Raw genomic sequence first — 15,163 nt, 5'->3', positions numbered from 1 at the left:
CCAAACGGCACCTTTTATGCAGCTTTGACGCATGTTTCCGCACATGGCCAACACCGTCATCGAACAATACTGTGCTCGGCACGGCATCCCTGCGACCGAGTTCAAAGAGCATCTGTTGCGGCGGAGCCTGCATGCTCCGGCTCGCCTTCTCCGTCCGCTTCTGCGCGCGATCGCGCCCAACGTGTTTGACCCGGACCTGACCTACTTGAGTTGCGTGGCCCGAACCCATTCACTCGAACAACTGCAGGCCGAATCGCAGGACTTCCGCCGCGAACGGGAGAATCGTCGTTTCTCCCGTCGGGTGCTGCACCTGCGCGTCTCGGTGCAACGGGTGCACGACTCCGTCGGTCCGCTGCTGTCGTAACAAAGCCGCTCATCCGATAGAGAACGGGCACTCCGCTACCCCTCCGCTCCCCCGACATCCTCGCGCCCACCCACCTTGCTTGTTGTCGCACTCCTACAACAAAGGGCTTGCTTGTTGTAGAAGCGTGACACTAAGTCCGCCCCCAACATGGAAAAAGTTCGCAAGGAGCTCCTGCAGGGCACGCTGGACCTGCTCATTCTCAAATCACTCTCCACCGCCTCCCTGCACGGCTGGGATATCGCCAAGCGCATCGCCGTCGTTTCGGCCGAACGACTTTCGCTCAAGCAAGGTTCCCTCTACCCCGCCCTGCATCGCCTGGAAGGCCGTGGCTGGATCGAGGCCGAATGGGGCGTCTCCGAGGCCGGTCGCAGCGCCAAGTTTTACCGCCTCACCTCCACCGGCCGCCGCCAACTCGACGAGGAGATCGCCCACTGGAACTCCTTCGCCCAGGCCATGACCAGCGTGATCAACATGGAGGCCGAGGCATGACCTTCGCCGAACGCCTGCGCTGGCTGCGCACCAAAACCCGCCGCGTCCTGTTCCGCCGCCATGAAGAAGCGGCGATGGACGCCGAGATGCGTTTCCACTTTGAACAACTCGTCGCCGAATTTCGCGCCGAAGGCATGAGCGAACGCGCCGCCTGCCTCGCCGCCCACCGCGAGTTCGGCACGGTCGACGCCTACCGCGAGGAGGTGCGCGACACCTGGAGGCCGCCGAGCCTCGCCGAGGCATGGCGAAGCCTGGCCTTCGCCACCCGCTCGCTGCTGCGCACGCCGGGCTTCACCGCGCTGGCGGTGCTCACGCTCGGTCTCGGCATCGGAGCCAACACCTCGATGTTCAGTGTGTTCAGCGGTGTCGCCCTGAACCCCCTGCCCTACCAACAACCCGAACAACTGGATCGGGTTTTTCGCCGCTCGGCCGAAAACCCAAAGGGAGCGTTTGCCGCCGCCGATTTTCTGGAGTTCCAACGCGCCAGCCGCGACGTCTACGCCGGCGTGGCGGGCATGGCGTCCCGCGAAGCCAGTCTCGCGGCCCCGGGCGAACCGGCGGAGTTCACCGACCTGATGCGCGTGAGCACCAACTTTTTTACGCTCGTCGGTATCCCCCCCGCCTTGGGCCGCGACTTTCGGCCCGAAGAGGAGCAGTTCGGCGGCCCCGACGTGGCCATCATCAGTCATCGGCTCTGGCAGACTCGCTTCGGAGGTCGACCCGACATCATCGGACACGAAATCCGTCTCGACGGAGTCGTGCACACGGTGATCGGGGTGCTGCCGGAAACCTTCAGTGACTGGCGCCATCTGGGCTGGGTGGACGTCTTTCGTCCGCTCGCGCTGAGTCCGGACGAACGTGCCGCGACCGGATCGTTCTTTGTCGAGCCCATCGCCCGCCGCGCCGACGGCGTATCGACGACTGACGCCGCGGCCTTCGTCCAGCAATGGGGCAAGCAGTTGTCGATCGACGCCCCCGGCGTCCATGCCGAGACGACCTGCTACCGATTGGCCCTGGACGAACACGTCACCGGCCCGGACAGCAAGATCGTGCTCATGATGCTGCTCGGTCTCTCCGGTTTCGTCGTGCTCATCGCCTGCTCCAACCTGGCCAACTTCCTCCTCGCCCGCACCATGGCCCGCGCCCGGGAGTTCGCGGTTCGCGCCGCGCTCGGTGCTTCGCGGCGGCAGCTGCTGCGTCCGCTTGTTGTGGAATCCCTCATCCTCGCCGTCGCTGGCGGCCTGCTGGCTCTGCTCGTCGCGGTTGGATTCACCGATTGGATGCGCCTGCGCAGCACCGACGACAGTGGCGACCAGGTCCGCTTCGTGGTCGACTGGAGCATCATGATGTGGGCCTTGCTATGCTCCGTCGGCACCGCCCTCGCCTTCGGTATCGCCCCGGCGCTGTTCGCGCTGCGGCTCGATCTCAACCACACGCTCAAGAGCGGCGGCCGCGGCGCGACCGGTGGCAAGGGACACCAGCTGTTGCGTCATCTCCTCATCGTCGGGCAATTCGCCTTGGCGATGGTCCTGCTCACCGGCTCGGCCTTGTTCATCAACGGGCTCGATGAGCTCAACGCTCGCCGTGCCGGCTGGGACTCCCGCGGATTGCTCACCGGCACCTTCCTTCTGCCCGAGGCGCACTACAATTCGCCGGCAGAAATTCGGGATTTTCAGAACCTGGCCATCGACTCGCTCGCCGCACTTCCCGGGGTGGAAGCCGTGGCGCTTGCGGCCGCGCCGCCGTTCTTTCCCTGGACGAACACCCAGCGGCTGCTGGTCGAGGGGCAGGAACGCCCGCCCGCCGGCCGCGAACCCGCCGCCCTGCGCAACGTGGTGACTCCTGCTTACTTCTCCACCGTCGGCACCCGCTTGTTGGCCGGGCGTCACTTCGACGCCACCGATACCGCGGATGCGCCACCCACCGTGATCATCAACGCCGCCATGGCCGAGGCCCTGTTTGGCACCGCTGATCCGATCGGGCGCCGGGTGGCTGCCGCGTCGGACTCCAACCTGCAATGGGCCCAAATCGTCGGCGTCGTGCAGGACGTGCGCAATGTGATGCCCGAGGCCACCACCCTCTGGCACCAAATCTACCTGCCGATGGCGCAACAGCCCTCGGCCTACAACGAGCTCGCCGTGCGCACTTCGGGTGACCCCAGCGCGCTGGCCGCAGCCGTGCGCCAAACCATTGCAACGCTCGATCCCGATTTGCCGGTGCGCAACCTCAAGAGCGCCGACGACCGTGTGTCCCGCGCCAACTACCAACTGGGCGTGTTGCGCGACATGCTGACCGGCTTCGCCCTGCTCGGCCTGACGCTCGCCGCCATCGGCATCTACGGCGTGATTGCCCGGACGATGGCGCAACGCCACCACGAGTTTGGCATCCGGCTCGCGCTGGGCGCCCAGGCCCGGGACATCGTGCGCCTCGTGCTGGGCACGGGCACCCGCCTCACCGCCACCGGCGCCGCACTTGGCCTCATCGGCGGCTGGGGTCTGTCGCGCCTGCTGGCCAGCGGCTTTCCCAACATGGACATCGACAACCCGTGGATCGTCATTCTCGCGACCGCGATCCTCATGATCGTGGCCCTGCTCGCCTGCTACCTACCCGCGCACCGCGCCGGTCGCATCAATCCGGTCGACTCCTTGCGCGCCGAGTAGGTCTCGACGGGCGGCGTTCAGAACTTGGTGGTCAACGCGAGGCCACCGTAAAACTGATCGCCGCCGCCGTCGAACTTCACGCCATCGAGCGCGAAGGTGGTTTCGAGAAATCCGCTCAACTCCAGTCGTTCACTGATCGGCGCGCTCACTGCGGCCCCCAAGGTCGCGTGGTCCCAACCGCTGAATCCGGGAGACCGGTAGCCGGCTTCGTAGGAAATCGTCCCGTAGAGTTCGAACTCCACGTCGCTCGCAGTCGGCACGACATAGGCCAAGCCGACATTCCAGTGGGTGCCCTGGGCATCGAACGAAAAAACGCCATCGGCCGCCAGAACCCATCGCTCGCCGAGCGACCAGGCAACTTCGCCCGCCAGCTCTTCATCCCGGCAGCGGTCGCCGGCGTAATCGTAGCGCAAATGGGTGAAGCCAAGCGACCACTCCAAACGCTCCCATGCGCCCCCCGTGGCCAGCGTGAAGTCCCACTCGGAACCGTCGTTCTCCAGCGCGGTGAGCTGATAAAGCTCGACGCCCACGGCACCCCACTCGGCCGCCACGATGCCCTCAAAGGAACCCGAACCGCCAAAGTCTTCGCGGCCTTCGCTCACATAGGCGCTCAGCAAGCCTACGCTCAGGCTCGCTTCATCCCACGCGGTCTGGCCCGGGGCGCAGCCCACGACCACACTCAACCCGAGCAGCCCAGCCTTCAACCGATTGATGCCCTGCGTGGCAACGGATCTGGTATTCGAGGCATTCATCGGTTTTTATAATTTTATTAGCCTAGGCTAATTCCAGCTTTTTCTTTCGCTTCCGGGCAATTTTGTGCGCGCCCCCGCACCGGAGGGACTCCGGAGTGGCGACAATCGAAGGTTTATCGGCTCCCTGAGTGAGGCGCTTGAGGACCAGCACAACTTGGATGAGCTCGTCGCTGCCGTCGGCCTGCGCGCGGCTGGCGGTGCGATCCCCTCCATCAGGGCGCGAATGCGTTTGGACACCTCGGCAAAGGCTTCGCCAATCCCCAGGGCCAACCGGGACCCTTTCCCGATCTGGCGGTTCGAGTCCTCAATCAACTGGGCTGCGTCAATGGCGGAAGGAGACGCCCTGGGGGCTGCTTCCGAGAGCGATCAAACGGGCCGCGTCGCACGGAAGCACCCCGCGAAAACTGCAGGAGGCACCGTCACAATCTATTCGGCCGGGCCGCTCTCACCACCCAGCGCGCGGTCGAGCCAGCGGCGGATGCGCATGAGACCGTCGGTGCGGTCTTTGATCTCCGGCTTCATTGTATCGAGCAGGTTGATCACCGTGGCGGCATAGTCGTGCCCGGTGGCGCTCATGAGCTTGGGCAACTCGAAGGGATTCATCTCGCCCTTGCGAATCATGGAGCGGGCTTCGACTTCGAGCTCGTTGGTCGAACCGCCGGTCGCGCCGGGGTCGCCCTTGCCTTTGGTGAAACCACCACCGGGCGCGCCGCCGGATTTCAGGGCCGGACCGTTTTCGCCCGGGCCGCCACCCAGATCCTCGTCACGTTCGCCGGCTTTGCCTTCGCTGGATGACTTCTCGCGTTTGCCGCGCGGCTGGCGGTCGATGCCGACGTTGTATTCCTTGCCGTCGCGACCGGTCACGCGCTCGGTCTTGGCAATCTGACCGGTGGAGGTGAGCTCTTTGCGCACCTTGCGCAGAAGCTCATCGGAAACCTTGCAGATCTCGGCCAGGTAGGCGTTGGAGAGGTCGGGCCACTCGCGCAGGGCGATATCGGCGACATGCCGTTTGTCGGCGTTGGTGCGGTAGAGACCGTTGGTCGCGTTGGCGCCGAGCGCGTGTTTGAGCGCATCGGTGCGGCTGCCGGGTTGGACATCGGCGTCGATGTGGGTGCCGCCGTTGCGCTTGGTCGCGAGGTAGCGGTGAAAACCGTCCGCCAGCCAGTAGGCGGAACCGTCGTAGTAAACCGTGATGGGCGGAAAGGCCGCACCGCGCGCCATCTCATCGGCATAACTCTCGATGGCGTCGTCATTGGTCGCCACGCGCGTCTGCGTGCCGCCGTAGATGTCGATGAGGTTGAGGGCGAGGTTCTGGCGTTGAACGGGAGCGGACATAAATGGGGCGGCGTTTGTGGGCGGCGGCCCGATTCGTCGCAAGGGAGAACGTCGCGCTGCCCGGTGAAAGCCCTTCACGGAGGTATTCTGCAACTTTAGCCCGGCGGTGGGGTGATAGGAGGGGCGGCGCCTCATCATGTTCAAAACCCTACTCACCCGACTACTCCCGTTTCTCCGTGACTTGGCCCTCGCGACCCTTTGGTGCGCGGTGCCGCTGGCGTTGGTCCGTTTTGGATTGCGGCCGCTGTTGGACACCGGTCTCGCGAATCATCCGGACCTCGCGCAGGCGGTGGGTCGCGCGATGATTTTGGCGGCCTTGCTGGCGGGCTACTTCGGCTTCTGTCGCTGGGGCGAGCGACGGCCACACATCGCAGAGCTGGCGTGGAACGGTCGATGGATTTTGCTGAGTGCGGCGGCCGGCGCAGGATTGATGGCGTTGAGCATCGGGTTGCTGTGGATCGGCGGCGTGTATGCGTTCGAGTTTCGCGAAGCAGCACCGTTTCCGGGGGAGATCGTGGGGTTGATTCTGATTGCCGCGACCTTCGAGGAAGTGACGTTTCGCGCCATCCTGTTTCGGCTGGTGGAAAAACAGTGGGGCACGCGCACGGGCCTCGTGCTGACCGCAGTGATCTTTGGAGCGATGCATCTGGGCAACGCCGGTGCCGGGCCCTTGACATGGGTGTCGGTGAGCCTGCTCGGCGTGATGTGGGCGGGCGTCTTCGCCCTCACCCGCAACCTGTGGGCCGCCGCGGCCAACCATGCCGCCTGGAACCTGACCATTTTTCTGTCCGGGCTGCCGCTGTCCGGCCAGGTTGCATGGCAGGAAGTCGCGCCCCTCCGCGCCACCAGCCAGGGATCAATCTGGCTGAGCGGCGGGACGTTCGGCCCCGAGGATTCGGTGCTCACGATCGCCATGGCCGCGGTCGCGACGGGCTGGATCGTGCGCCGGTTGGGGCGGGAACGGGTATAAGATCAAACCGCGTCGGCAGCTTCGTTGGCTTTTTTACGGGCCTGCAGCTCTTCCTCGATCTGTTTCAGTTGGGCGTCACTGATGGTGTATTTGATCAGCACGAGACCCGCCGCCGCCGCAAGGGCACCCGGCGCGAAGGTGAAGAGCATCTTCAAGCCGTGAATCACGTCGGGGTTGGTGGCGGTCTCCTTGGTGTAGCCGATGAGCCAGAGCACCAGAGCGTTGAACTGCGCGCCGATCCAAAGGCCGCCCTTGATGGCGAAGAGGATGGTGGCGATGATCAGGCCGGTGGCGCGGCGGTTGTTCTTCCATTCCGAGTAGTCGGCGACATCGGCATACATCGCGAAGACGATGACCGGGCCCGGACCCGCGCAGAACATGCCGAGCAGGTGGAAGAACATCGTCATTGAGAAATTATCACCCGGCACGAAGTAGATCGCGGCGTAAGACAGGCCCTGCGCGATCATGAACCAGATGTAGAGCGTGCGTTTATCGTAGCGTTTGCAGAGCCAACGGGTCGGCAGCACGCCGAGCATGGTGGCCAACTGGCCGACCGACATGAACAGCACGGTGCGCGTCACCTCGAGTTCGAAGAAGCCGAAATTGACCGTGAAGAGCAATGTGCTGCCGCCCTCCATCACGTAGCTCAGGAAGTAGATCATCGCACCGTTGCGCACGGCGACGTTGCCGAGGTTAAACACGGCGGAAATGAACAGCACCCACCACGGGCCGTTGCGCATAAGGTCCTTCCAGTCGTCCTTGAACTTCGCATTCTTCTGCACGACCGGCTTCACGCGCTCCTTCGTGGTGAAGAAGGTCATGAAGAACAGGGCCGTCGCGAGCACGCCGAAGACGATCATGGCGGTCGGGTAACCGCTGACCGGGTCGTAGCCGATCTCCTCATTGTAGGTGGGCGAGTCAGGCTTGTCGCCGAAGAGGGTCACCAACGGCACCATGAAGGTGTTGATCAACCAGCCGCCGGCAAAGGCCATGAAGAAGCGATACTGTGAAACGGAAGTGCGCTCTTGGATATTGGGCGTGATGACCCCCATGAGCGCGCAATACGGGATGTTGATGCCCGTATAGATCATGGTCGCGAGAATGTAGGTGAAACCGCAGTAGAAGATCTTCGCTGTGTCCGATAGGTCGGGCACCGTGAAGAGCAGGTAGGCCGAGATGCCGTAGGGAATCGCGAGCAGGAATATGTAAGGCCGATAACTGCCCCAACGTGTGCGCGTGCGGTCGGCGATCGCGCCCATCAAGGGGTCGTTCACCATGTCCCAAATCTTGGCGACCGCGAAGATCCAGAAGATCGCGCCTGCTCCGAGACCGACCACGTCGGTGTAGAAGAAGAGCAGGAACATGTTGAAGGTTTGGAAGAGCAGGTTCGACGCGAGGTCGCCGACGCCAAAACCGGTCTTTTCCAAAACCGACAGTTTTTCCGAGACGGGATCCGGCGCCTTCTGGGCACCGTCAACAAGGGGGGTGTTTGCCATGATGGGGTATGAGGGGGACCGCAGGTGGAAAGACGAAGAACCGTCCGAAGGCAACAACCGACCCGACGTGCGGCGATCACGCCATCCGCTTGCAGCGCAGTTTTCTGAAACTCCACCGACGCCCCGCGGGTGTTAGACCTGACCGCCACCTCCTTCGCCCCGCCCCCCCCGTCCCATGTCCACGCTCAAGCTCGCCCTCCGCTCGCTCCTCAAATCGCCCGGTTTCACTGCCGTCGCCGTCCTCACCCTCGCCCTCGGCATCGGCGCCAACACCGCCATGTTCAGCCTGCTGAACACCCTGCTGCTGCGCCCGGTGCCGCTCGAAGCGCCCGCGCAAATGGTGCAACTCTACCGCACCACCAGCCAGAATCCGCAGGGCGGTTTTTCACCGGCCGATTACCTCGACCTGCCCGACGCAACCGACGGCTTCGGCGAACTCGCCGCCACCGCCAACTGGGGCATGAGCCTCTCCGAGCCCGGCCAACCGGCCGACATGGTCAATGGCACGCGCGTCTCGACCAACTTTTTCTCCATGCTGCGCGTCACCCCGCAGCTCGGCCGCGACTTTCGCCCCGAGGAACAAACGCATGGCAACCACCACGTGCTCATCCTCAGCCACGGCTACTGGCAGGACCGCTTCGGGGGCGACCCGACCGTGATTGGTCGCACGGTGCGCGTCGACGGCGTGCTGCATGAGATCGTCGGCGTGTTGCCCGCGAGTTTCTTCGACCGTCGCTTTTACGGCCGGTCCAAACTCTTTCGCCCGCTCGGCCTCACTGCCGACGAACAGATCGACCGCAACGCCACCTGGCTTAACCTGCTCGGTCGTCGCGACGCCGCGATCGATCCCGCCCCGGCGGAGGCCTTTATCGCGAATCTGGGTCACCAACTTGCGGTCGATCACCCGACCGCCAATGAAGGCGCCACGTGGCGCACCGTGGCCTTGGAGGACACGTTTATGGACGCCACCGGTCGCGGCATCGTGACCATGCTGGTCGGCCTGTCGTCATTCGTGCTGCTCATCGCCTGCTCCAACCTCGCCAACCTGTTGCTCGCCCGCACCATCGCCCGCAGCCGCGAATTCGCGGTGCGTGGTGCCCTCGGTGCCTCCCGCGCCCAACTGCTACGGCCACTCATCACCGAGTCGCTCTTGCTCGCCACCGTCGGCGGACTGGGGGCCCTGCTCATCGCCCGCTGGACGGGCGATTGGATCGCTTCGCTCGTGCAAGCCGTCGGCGATGCGACCTTTGTGATGAACCTCGATTGGCGCGTGCTCGGTTTCGCCGCCCTCGCTTCGGTCCTCACCGCCCTCGCCTTCGGCCTTGCTCCGGCGCTCTTCGCCCTGCGCCTCAACATCAACGGCACGCTCAAGAGCGGCGCCCGGGGTTCAACCGGCGGCCGGGGTTCGCAACGCCTGCGCCAATTGCTCATCGTCGGGCAGTTTGGCCTCGCCCTCGTGCTGCTCGCCGGCGCCGGGATGTTCCTGCGCGGCAGTCAGAGCATGATGGACCGCCGTTTCGGTTGGGATGCCGACAACCTGCTCAGCGGCACCATCCTGTTGCCGGCCGCAACTTATCCCGACGGCGAGCAGATCGCACCCTTCCAGACTCAGTTGCTCGAACGCGTCAGCGCGTTGCCCGGCGTGGAATCGGCCAGTCTCTCCTACTCTTTGCCCGCCTTCGGCCTCAATGGGCCCAACGCGTTCATCATCGAGGGGCGCGAGACGCCGCCGCGCGGCCAGGAGCCCAGCGCCATGGTCAACGGCGTCACGCCCGGCTACTTCCAAACCGTCGGCACGGCTTTGCTCTCGGGCCGTTCGTTTCTCGCCACCGACACGCTGGAAACCACGAAAGTTGTCGTCATCAACGAGGCCATGGCCCGCGCCTTCTTCGGCGATGAAAGCCCACTTGGTCGGCGCATTGCCCGCGCCGGCACCGACGAGGTCGAATGGTTGGAAATCGTGGGCGTCGCGACCAACACCGAGTCGATTTTCCCCGAAAACGTGAACACGCCGTTTGAAGTGTATCACCCGATGGCGCAGGAGCCGTGGCACTACAGCTGGCTCGCCCTGCGCACCCGCGGCGTCGATCCGATCACCTTGGTGGAACCGCTCCGACAGACCATCAGCGGACTCAACCCGGACCTGCCCATCACCAACCTGATGCCCACGCTCACCTTCATCGAGCGCGCCAGTGCCGATTTTAAACTGATCAACACCCTTCTCACCGCCTTCGCCCTGCTCGGCGTCGCGCTCGCTTCGCTCGGCATCTACGGCGTGATCGCCCGCACCGTCGCCCAACGCTCCGGCGAGTTCGGCGTGCGCATGGCGCTCGGTGCCCCCGTCGCCGCGATCATTGGTCTCGTGCTCAAGGCCGGCCTGCGCCTCGCGCTCACCGGCATCGCCCTCGGCCTGCTCGGCGCCTACGGCCTCTCGCGCGGGCTGAACGCCGTGATCCCGCTGATGCAACTGGACGCCGGCGCCGTCATCGCCGCCGTCACCGGCGGCCTGCTGCTGATCGGTTTGCTCGCCTGCTATTTGCCGGCCCGCAAAGCCGCCCGCATCAATCCCGTCGACGCGCTGCGCAACGAATGATCACCACTCCGAGCCTAGCGCCGGAAACGGTAGGCGTAGAGATCCGCATCGCGGAGCGTGAATCGTAGGCGCACCGGTTGACTGGCGAGATCCGCCACATCGCTTCGCCCTACCCAACGGACGGCAAAATCCACCCCGTCGCCGATCATGTCTTCGCTCGTGGCGAGCACCTCATCGTCGGCATTCAACACCTCCACCCGCACAAAACCCGCGGCGGAGGTGGACACGTTGAGCTCCAGCGTTTCACCCGCAAAAATGAGCGGCTTCGTCAGCAGCGTCCCGTCCGTGTAGTCGGCGTGCACCTCCGCAAATCCATCGAGCCGCAACACCTGCCGCCGCAGTTGCGCCGAGGGATGGTTGTAGTGCGTCACGGTGTAGAACGACATCTCACCCTCGCCGGTCGGCACGATGCCGTTGCTCGGCGCGTTGTTGCGCGCATACCAGGCCAGTGGGTCGTGCCCCGGGCGCACAAACGACTGCAAGAACGTCCGATCGTAGGTCGTGCCGCCGCGTGAGGTCATCAGCACGGCATCGGCCGCGCCGTGTGACTGCGCTTCCGGCACGCCCATCGCCACGAACGCCTCCGGCGCATACGCCTGTCGCTCCGGCCAATAGCGGAAGGGCAGCGCCACCAACAGCTGGGGCGCGCGGAAATAGGGCTGCGTGCCGTTGGTGTAGAGATGTTCCAACGGTGCCTCCCCAAACTGCATCGGTTCGGGATCGGTCCAATGGATGAAATCCGTCGAGGTCGTGCGACTGACGGATCGAAAGCCTTCATAGGTTGGCTTGTCCGCGCCTGCGTCGCCCGTCCACGTGCGCAGGTAGATGGCGTAACAGTTTTCCTCAGGCAGCCACGTCAGGACGTTGAGCGAATCGAGCGCGTGCCGGGGAAACAGCGGCGGCAGATCCAGCCGTCGCCAATGCACTCCATCGGCCGATACAAAACGATGCAGGCCGTCCTGGGGTTTCACCCCGTCGACCGTTTCGGTGTCGTCCGCGTGGTAGGATCCACCAATGGCCTTGAAGCGTTCGCTCGCCGGCACCGCCGGGCGGTCATCGAGCATGGGGGCGAAGTTATGCGACGCCCCGTGCGTCGGATCCGGCGCGAGGATCACGTTGGTCACCCGTCCTTGATAGGTGAATACATCGAGCTCCGGTTTGGTCCAGTTCACTCCATCCTGACTTTCCGCGTAGCAGGTCAGCCACTGCCGGGGCACTCCCGGCGCAAAGGGCAGGCCGCCGCGGTAATACATCCGGTAGCGCTCTCCGTCCCGCAGCACGGTCACGTAGTTGGCCGCATACTCCCACGGCTCGTCGAAGAACATGACCGGTCCCGCATCCACCGGTCGGGCCAGCTGATGCCGCACTCCGTCCATCGCGGCGATGAGCGCACGATCGGCGAACAACTCCCGCCGTTCGCCAATGAAGGTCGCAGGTTCCGCGGCGATCGATCGCAGCAGTCCGACACTGCCCAGGCCAAGCACCAACAAACGAAACAGCTGAGAAAAAAACATGGGGCAGAAGAACGGGGTTACGCCCTCTGCCTAGGCCTTCGCCGGATACGCGGCAAGGCCTCGTCACACCCAATCGACAAAGTGAAATTTCACCGCGCGAGGACTCACATTTCGAAGCCAGCCACGATCAAACGGATGGAGTCCAGCCGCAGGCGGGCGTCACGGATGGCGCCGCAGGTTTTTTTGAGCTGGGTCTGCGCGAGTTTGATTTCTTCGGGCCGCACATGGTCGTTGAGTTTCTGCAGATCCGAGAGCCGCTGCAGGTCTGCCCCCAACTGGGCTTGCGCGGCGGCTTCGGCTTTTTGCTTCACGGCCACCACGGTCTTTTCCGCGGTATCCGTCGCGCCTTCGATCAGGTTTTTCATCAACGCCGGGTTAAACTCCGGGCGTTCGAGGAAGGGATGAATCGGCACGGTCTTCACCAAATCGGCCACCGTCTGCGGGTCCCATTCGTCGGTCAGGTCGCCACCGCGCAGATCGACCACGACCCGCACCGGTTGCGGCGGCAGGAACTGTTCCACGTGCCAACGGGAATCGGCCACGGTCTCGAGCACGAAGATCGCCTCGACCAGGATGTTGGGCGCGTCCGCCTCGACGAGGCCGAACGACGTCGTGCCGACCGGCGAGTTGATGAGCAGGTCAAGCGTGTCGTTGGTCAGCGGATGATCGGCGGAGACAAAACGAATGTCTTCGCGCGCAATGGCCCGGCTGCGATCAAAGGTCGTCAGCATGCCGTCGCGCGGGATGGAAGGAAACCCCTCCACGTAGGCGTGATCCGCATCGAGAAACACGTCGCCTTCCTCGTGATCCTTCATCCGCACACCGAAGTGATCGAAAAGGTCGGTGAGGATGCGGCGCAACGTCAGGTCGGCATCGGCTTCGCGCACCCGGGCGATCACCTTTTCGGCGACGGCGGGGTCGAACGAATTGAGCTCCAGCAGACGATCGCGACCGCGGTGCATCTTCTCGACCAAGGCGGTGCGGAACTTCGCCGTCTCGGTAATGAGCGCTTCGATTTCCTTGGCTGTCGGCGCCTTCTTGCCGCCGGCGCCGACCCGAATGGCGAGAGCCAGCACGCGCTCGCGGAAGGCCTGGGCAAACTCGTTGCCGCCGTGCATGGGATGCGAAAAAGCGTCCAAACCGCGCTCATACCAGTCGGCCACGAGCGCCTCGGCGCTGTCGGCGATGAACGGCACGTGGATGCGAATCGTCTCCGTTTGGCCGATACGATCGAGGCGGCCGATACGCTGCTCGACCAGGCCCGGATTGAGCGGCAGGTCGAAGAGCACGAGATGATGGGCGAACTGGAAGTTGCGTCCCTCACTGCCGATCTCCGAGCAGATGAGCAGTTGCGCGCCATCGGGTTCGGCGAACCACGCGGCGTTGCGATCGCGTTGCACCAGTTCGAGGCCCTCGTGGAAAACGCCCACCTTGGCGCTCATCTTCTCGCGCAAGGCGGCGTCGATCGCGACGACCTTGCGACGGGTGCGGCAGATGAGCAGCACCTTGCGGGTCGGGTCGGCCTTGAGGAAGTCGGCCAGCCAGACGATTCGCGGATCGTCGCGGAAGTTGTGGCGCAGCTCGCTCTCGTGGCCGGTCTCCTCGGCCTCCAGTTCGCGCGCGACGCGCGTGTGCAGGGTCGCGTTGTCGCTTTTGAGCGGCACGGGATGATAGGCACGGGACGGAAAGCCTTTCATCGCGGCGCGGGTATTGCGAAACACCACGCGCCCCGTGCCGTGTTGATCGAGCAAGGTGCGCAACAGTTCCTCGCGAGCGCCCGGTTTGCCCGCGGCGAGCGCCTCGAGGCGTTGGGCGAGACCGTCCGGATCACGGTCGAAGATGTGCTGCAGTTTTTGGTGATCGGCAGCGTTCAGCTTGCGCTGCTCGACGATCTTTTCGGCGATCTCAGCGACTTCGCCAAAACCTTCCGATTCGTCGCGAAAGGCATCGAGGTCGCTGTAGCGATTGGGATCGAGCAAACGCAGGCGCGCAAAGTGGCCCTCCAGGCCGAGCTGCGTCGGCGTCGCGGTGAGCAGCAGCAGGCCGCGGCTTTTGCGGGCCAGCGCTTCGACGAGGCGATACTCGGCGCTCACGTCCTCCGCGGCCGGCGACCAACCCAGGTGATGCGCTTCGTCGACCACGACCATGTCCCAACCCGCGGCGACGATCTGCGCGAAGCGTTTCTCATCCCGCGCCGGGAACTCGACCGCACACAGGGCAAGTTGGTTGCTTTGGAAGGGGTTGGCTTCGGGGTCGGCGCCCTCCTCGTCGATGCACCGCTCTTCGTCGAAAATGGTGAACCACAGGTTGAAGCGACGCAGTAACTCGACGAACCACTGGTGCGTGAGCGACTCCGGCACCAGAATAAGCGCGCGCTTCACTTTGCCGACCGTGAGCAGACGCTGCAGGATGAGACAGGCCTCGATTGTTTTGCCCAGACCAACCTCGTCGGCGAGCAACACCCGTGGAATCTGGCGCGAGGCAACCTCCTGCAGGATGTAATATTGGTGCGGAATCAGATCGAGCCGCCCGCCGAGGAATCCACGCACCGGCGAAGCGAGGAACTTGGCCTTCGCCTGCAGCGCGCGATGCCGGAGTTGAAAAACCTCCGCCTCATCCGTTTGACCGGCCATGAGTCGATCAAGCGGCCCGGTCGCTCCAGCCACATCGGACACCTCGTCTTCGCGCACGCGATGACCGCCGCCCACGTAGACCAAGAGCCCTTCCTCTTCCTCAACCGTTTCGACCACAAAGGTGTCGCCGGTGCGGGTGGCGACCTTTTGCCCCTCGCGAAACTGCACGCGTGACAGCACGGACGTGCCCTGCGCGTAAAGGCGCTGCTCACCGGCCGCCGGAAAGGCGACGCCGATCCGGCCGTATTCCAGGCTCACGACGACTCCAAGACCGAGCTCCGGCTCGGGTTCACTGACACAACGTTGTCCGATTTGATTTAGCGACACCCTCCCACAACGAGCCGACCCGGGAACAGT

10 protein-coding genes are annotated in these 15,163 nt (G+C 64.3%); 5 read left to right on the top strand and 5 right to left on the bottom strand.

The window, feature by feature from the left end:
- Window positions 1-43: 43 nt before the first annotated feature.
- The 3 genes from AC0MRV_RS06070 to AC0MRV_RS06060 all read left to right on the top strand — a co-directional run bounded on the left by AC0MRV_RS06070 (window position 44) and on the right by AC0MRV_RS06060 (window position 3,513).
- Entirely contained in the window at window positions 44-364 is a 321-nt protein-coding gene (locus AC0MRV_RS06070) for a hypothetical protein (RefSeq protein ID WP_472763543.1), read from the top strand.
- Between the two features lie 147 nt (window positions 365-511).
- Window positions 512-853 carry a PadR family transcriptional regulator gene (locus tag AC0MRV_RS06065; protein WP_472763542.1) on the top strand — a complete coding sequence of 114 codons (342 nt, stop codon included), beginning with the start codon at window positions 512-514 and terminating at the stop codon, window positions 851-853.
- Complete coding sequence (locus AC0MRV_RS06060) at window positions 850-3,513, top strand: ADOP family duplicated permease (RefSeq protein ID WP_472763541.1); 2,664 nt, start codon at window positions 850-852, stop codon at window positions 3,511-3,513. Before AC0MRV_RS06065 ends, AC0MRV_RS06060 begins: the two co-directional genes overlap by 4 nt.
- A 17-nt stretch (window positions 3,514-3,530) precedes the next feature.
- Here AC0MRV_RS06060 and AC0MRV_RS06055 read toward each other — a convergent pair whose 3' ends face one another.
- Entirely contained in the window at window positions 3,531-4,265 is a 735-nt protein-coding gene (locus AC0MRV_RS06055) for a hypothetical protein (protein WP_472763540.1), read from the bottom strand.
- 426 nt (window positions 4,266-4,691) lie between these two features.
- Window positions 4,692-5,600 (bottom strand): hypothetical protein, encoded by a 909-nt coding sequence (locus tag AC0MRV_RS06050; protein ID WP_472763539.1) that lies wholly within the window; start codon window positions 5,598-5,600, stop codon window positions 4,692-4,694.
- Between the two features lie 181 nt (window positions 5,601-5,781).
- Between AC0MRV_RS06050 and AC0MRV_RS06045 the strand changes: the two genes are divergently transcribed.
- On the top strand, window positions 5,782-6,570 hold the full coding sequence (locus AC0MRV_RS06045) for a lysostaphin resistance A-like protein (RefSeq protein ID WP_472763538.1): 789 nt from the start codon (window positions 5,782-5,784) through the stop codon (window positions 6,568-6,570).
- Window positions 6,571-6,572: 2 nt separating this feature from the next.
- Here the strand turns inward: AC0MRV_RS06045 and AC0MRV_RS06040 are convergent, their stop codons facing one another.
- Complete coding sequence (locus tag AC0MRV_RS06040) at window positions 6,573-8,066, bottom strand: MFS transporter (RefSeq protein WP_472763537.1); 1,494 nt, start codon at window positions 8,064-8,066, stop codon at window positions 6,573-6,575.
- 175 nt (window positions 8,067-8,241) lie between these two features.
- Between AC0MRV_RS06040 and AC0MRV_RS06035 the strand changes: the two genes are divergently transcribed.
- Window positions 8,242-10,659, top strand: a complete 2,418-nt coding sequence (locus tag AC0MRV_RS06035; protein WP_472763536.1) for an ABC transporter permease — start codon at window positions 8,242-8,244, stop codon at window positions 10,657-10,659.
- 14 nt (window positions 10,660-10,673) lie between these two features.
- On the opposite strand, the gene AC0MRV_RS06030 is transcribed toward AC0MRV_RS06035, so the two are convergent.
- Window positions 10,674-12,173, bottom strand: a complete 1,500-nt coding sequence (locus AC0MRV_RS06030) for a glycoside hydrolase family protein (RefSeq protein ID WP_472763535.1) — start codon at window positions 12,171-12,173, stop codon at window positions 10,674-10,676.
- A 104-nt stretch (window positions 12,174-12,277) separates the two neighbouring features.
- Window positions 12,278-15,133 (bottom strand): RNA polymerase-associated protein RapA, encoded by a 2,856-nt coding sequence (gene rapA / locus AC0MRV_RS06025; protein WP_472763534.1) that lies wholly within the window; start codon window positions 15,131-15,133, stop codon window positions 12,278-12,280.
- Window positions 15,134-15,163 lie beyond the last annotated feature (30 nt).

The sequence above is a fragment of the Actomonas spartinae genome (assembly GCF_051209155.1).
GTDB lineage: Bacteria > Verrucomicrobiota > Verrucomicrobiia > Opitutales > Opitutaceae > Actomonas.
The sequence above is the reverse complement of the archived record's forward strand: the minus strand, read 5'-3'. Positions and strand labels throughout refer to the sequence as shown.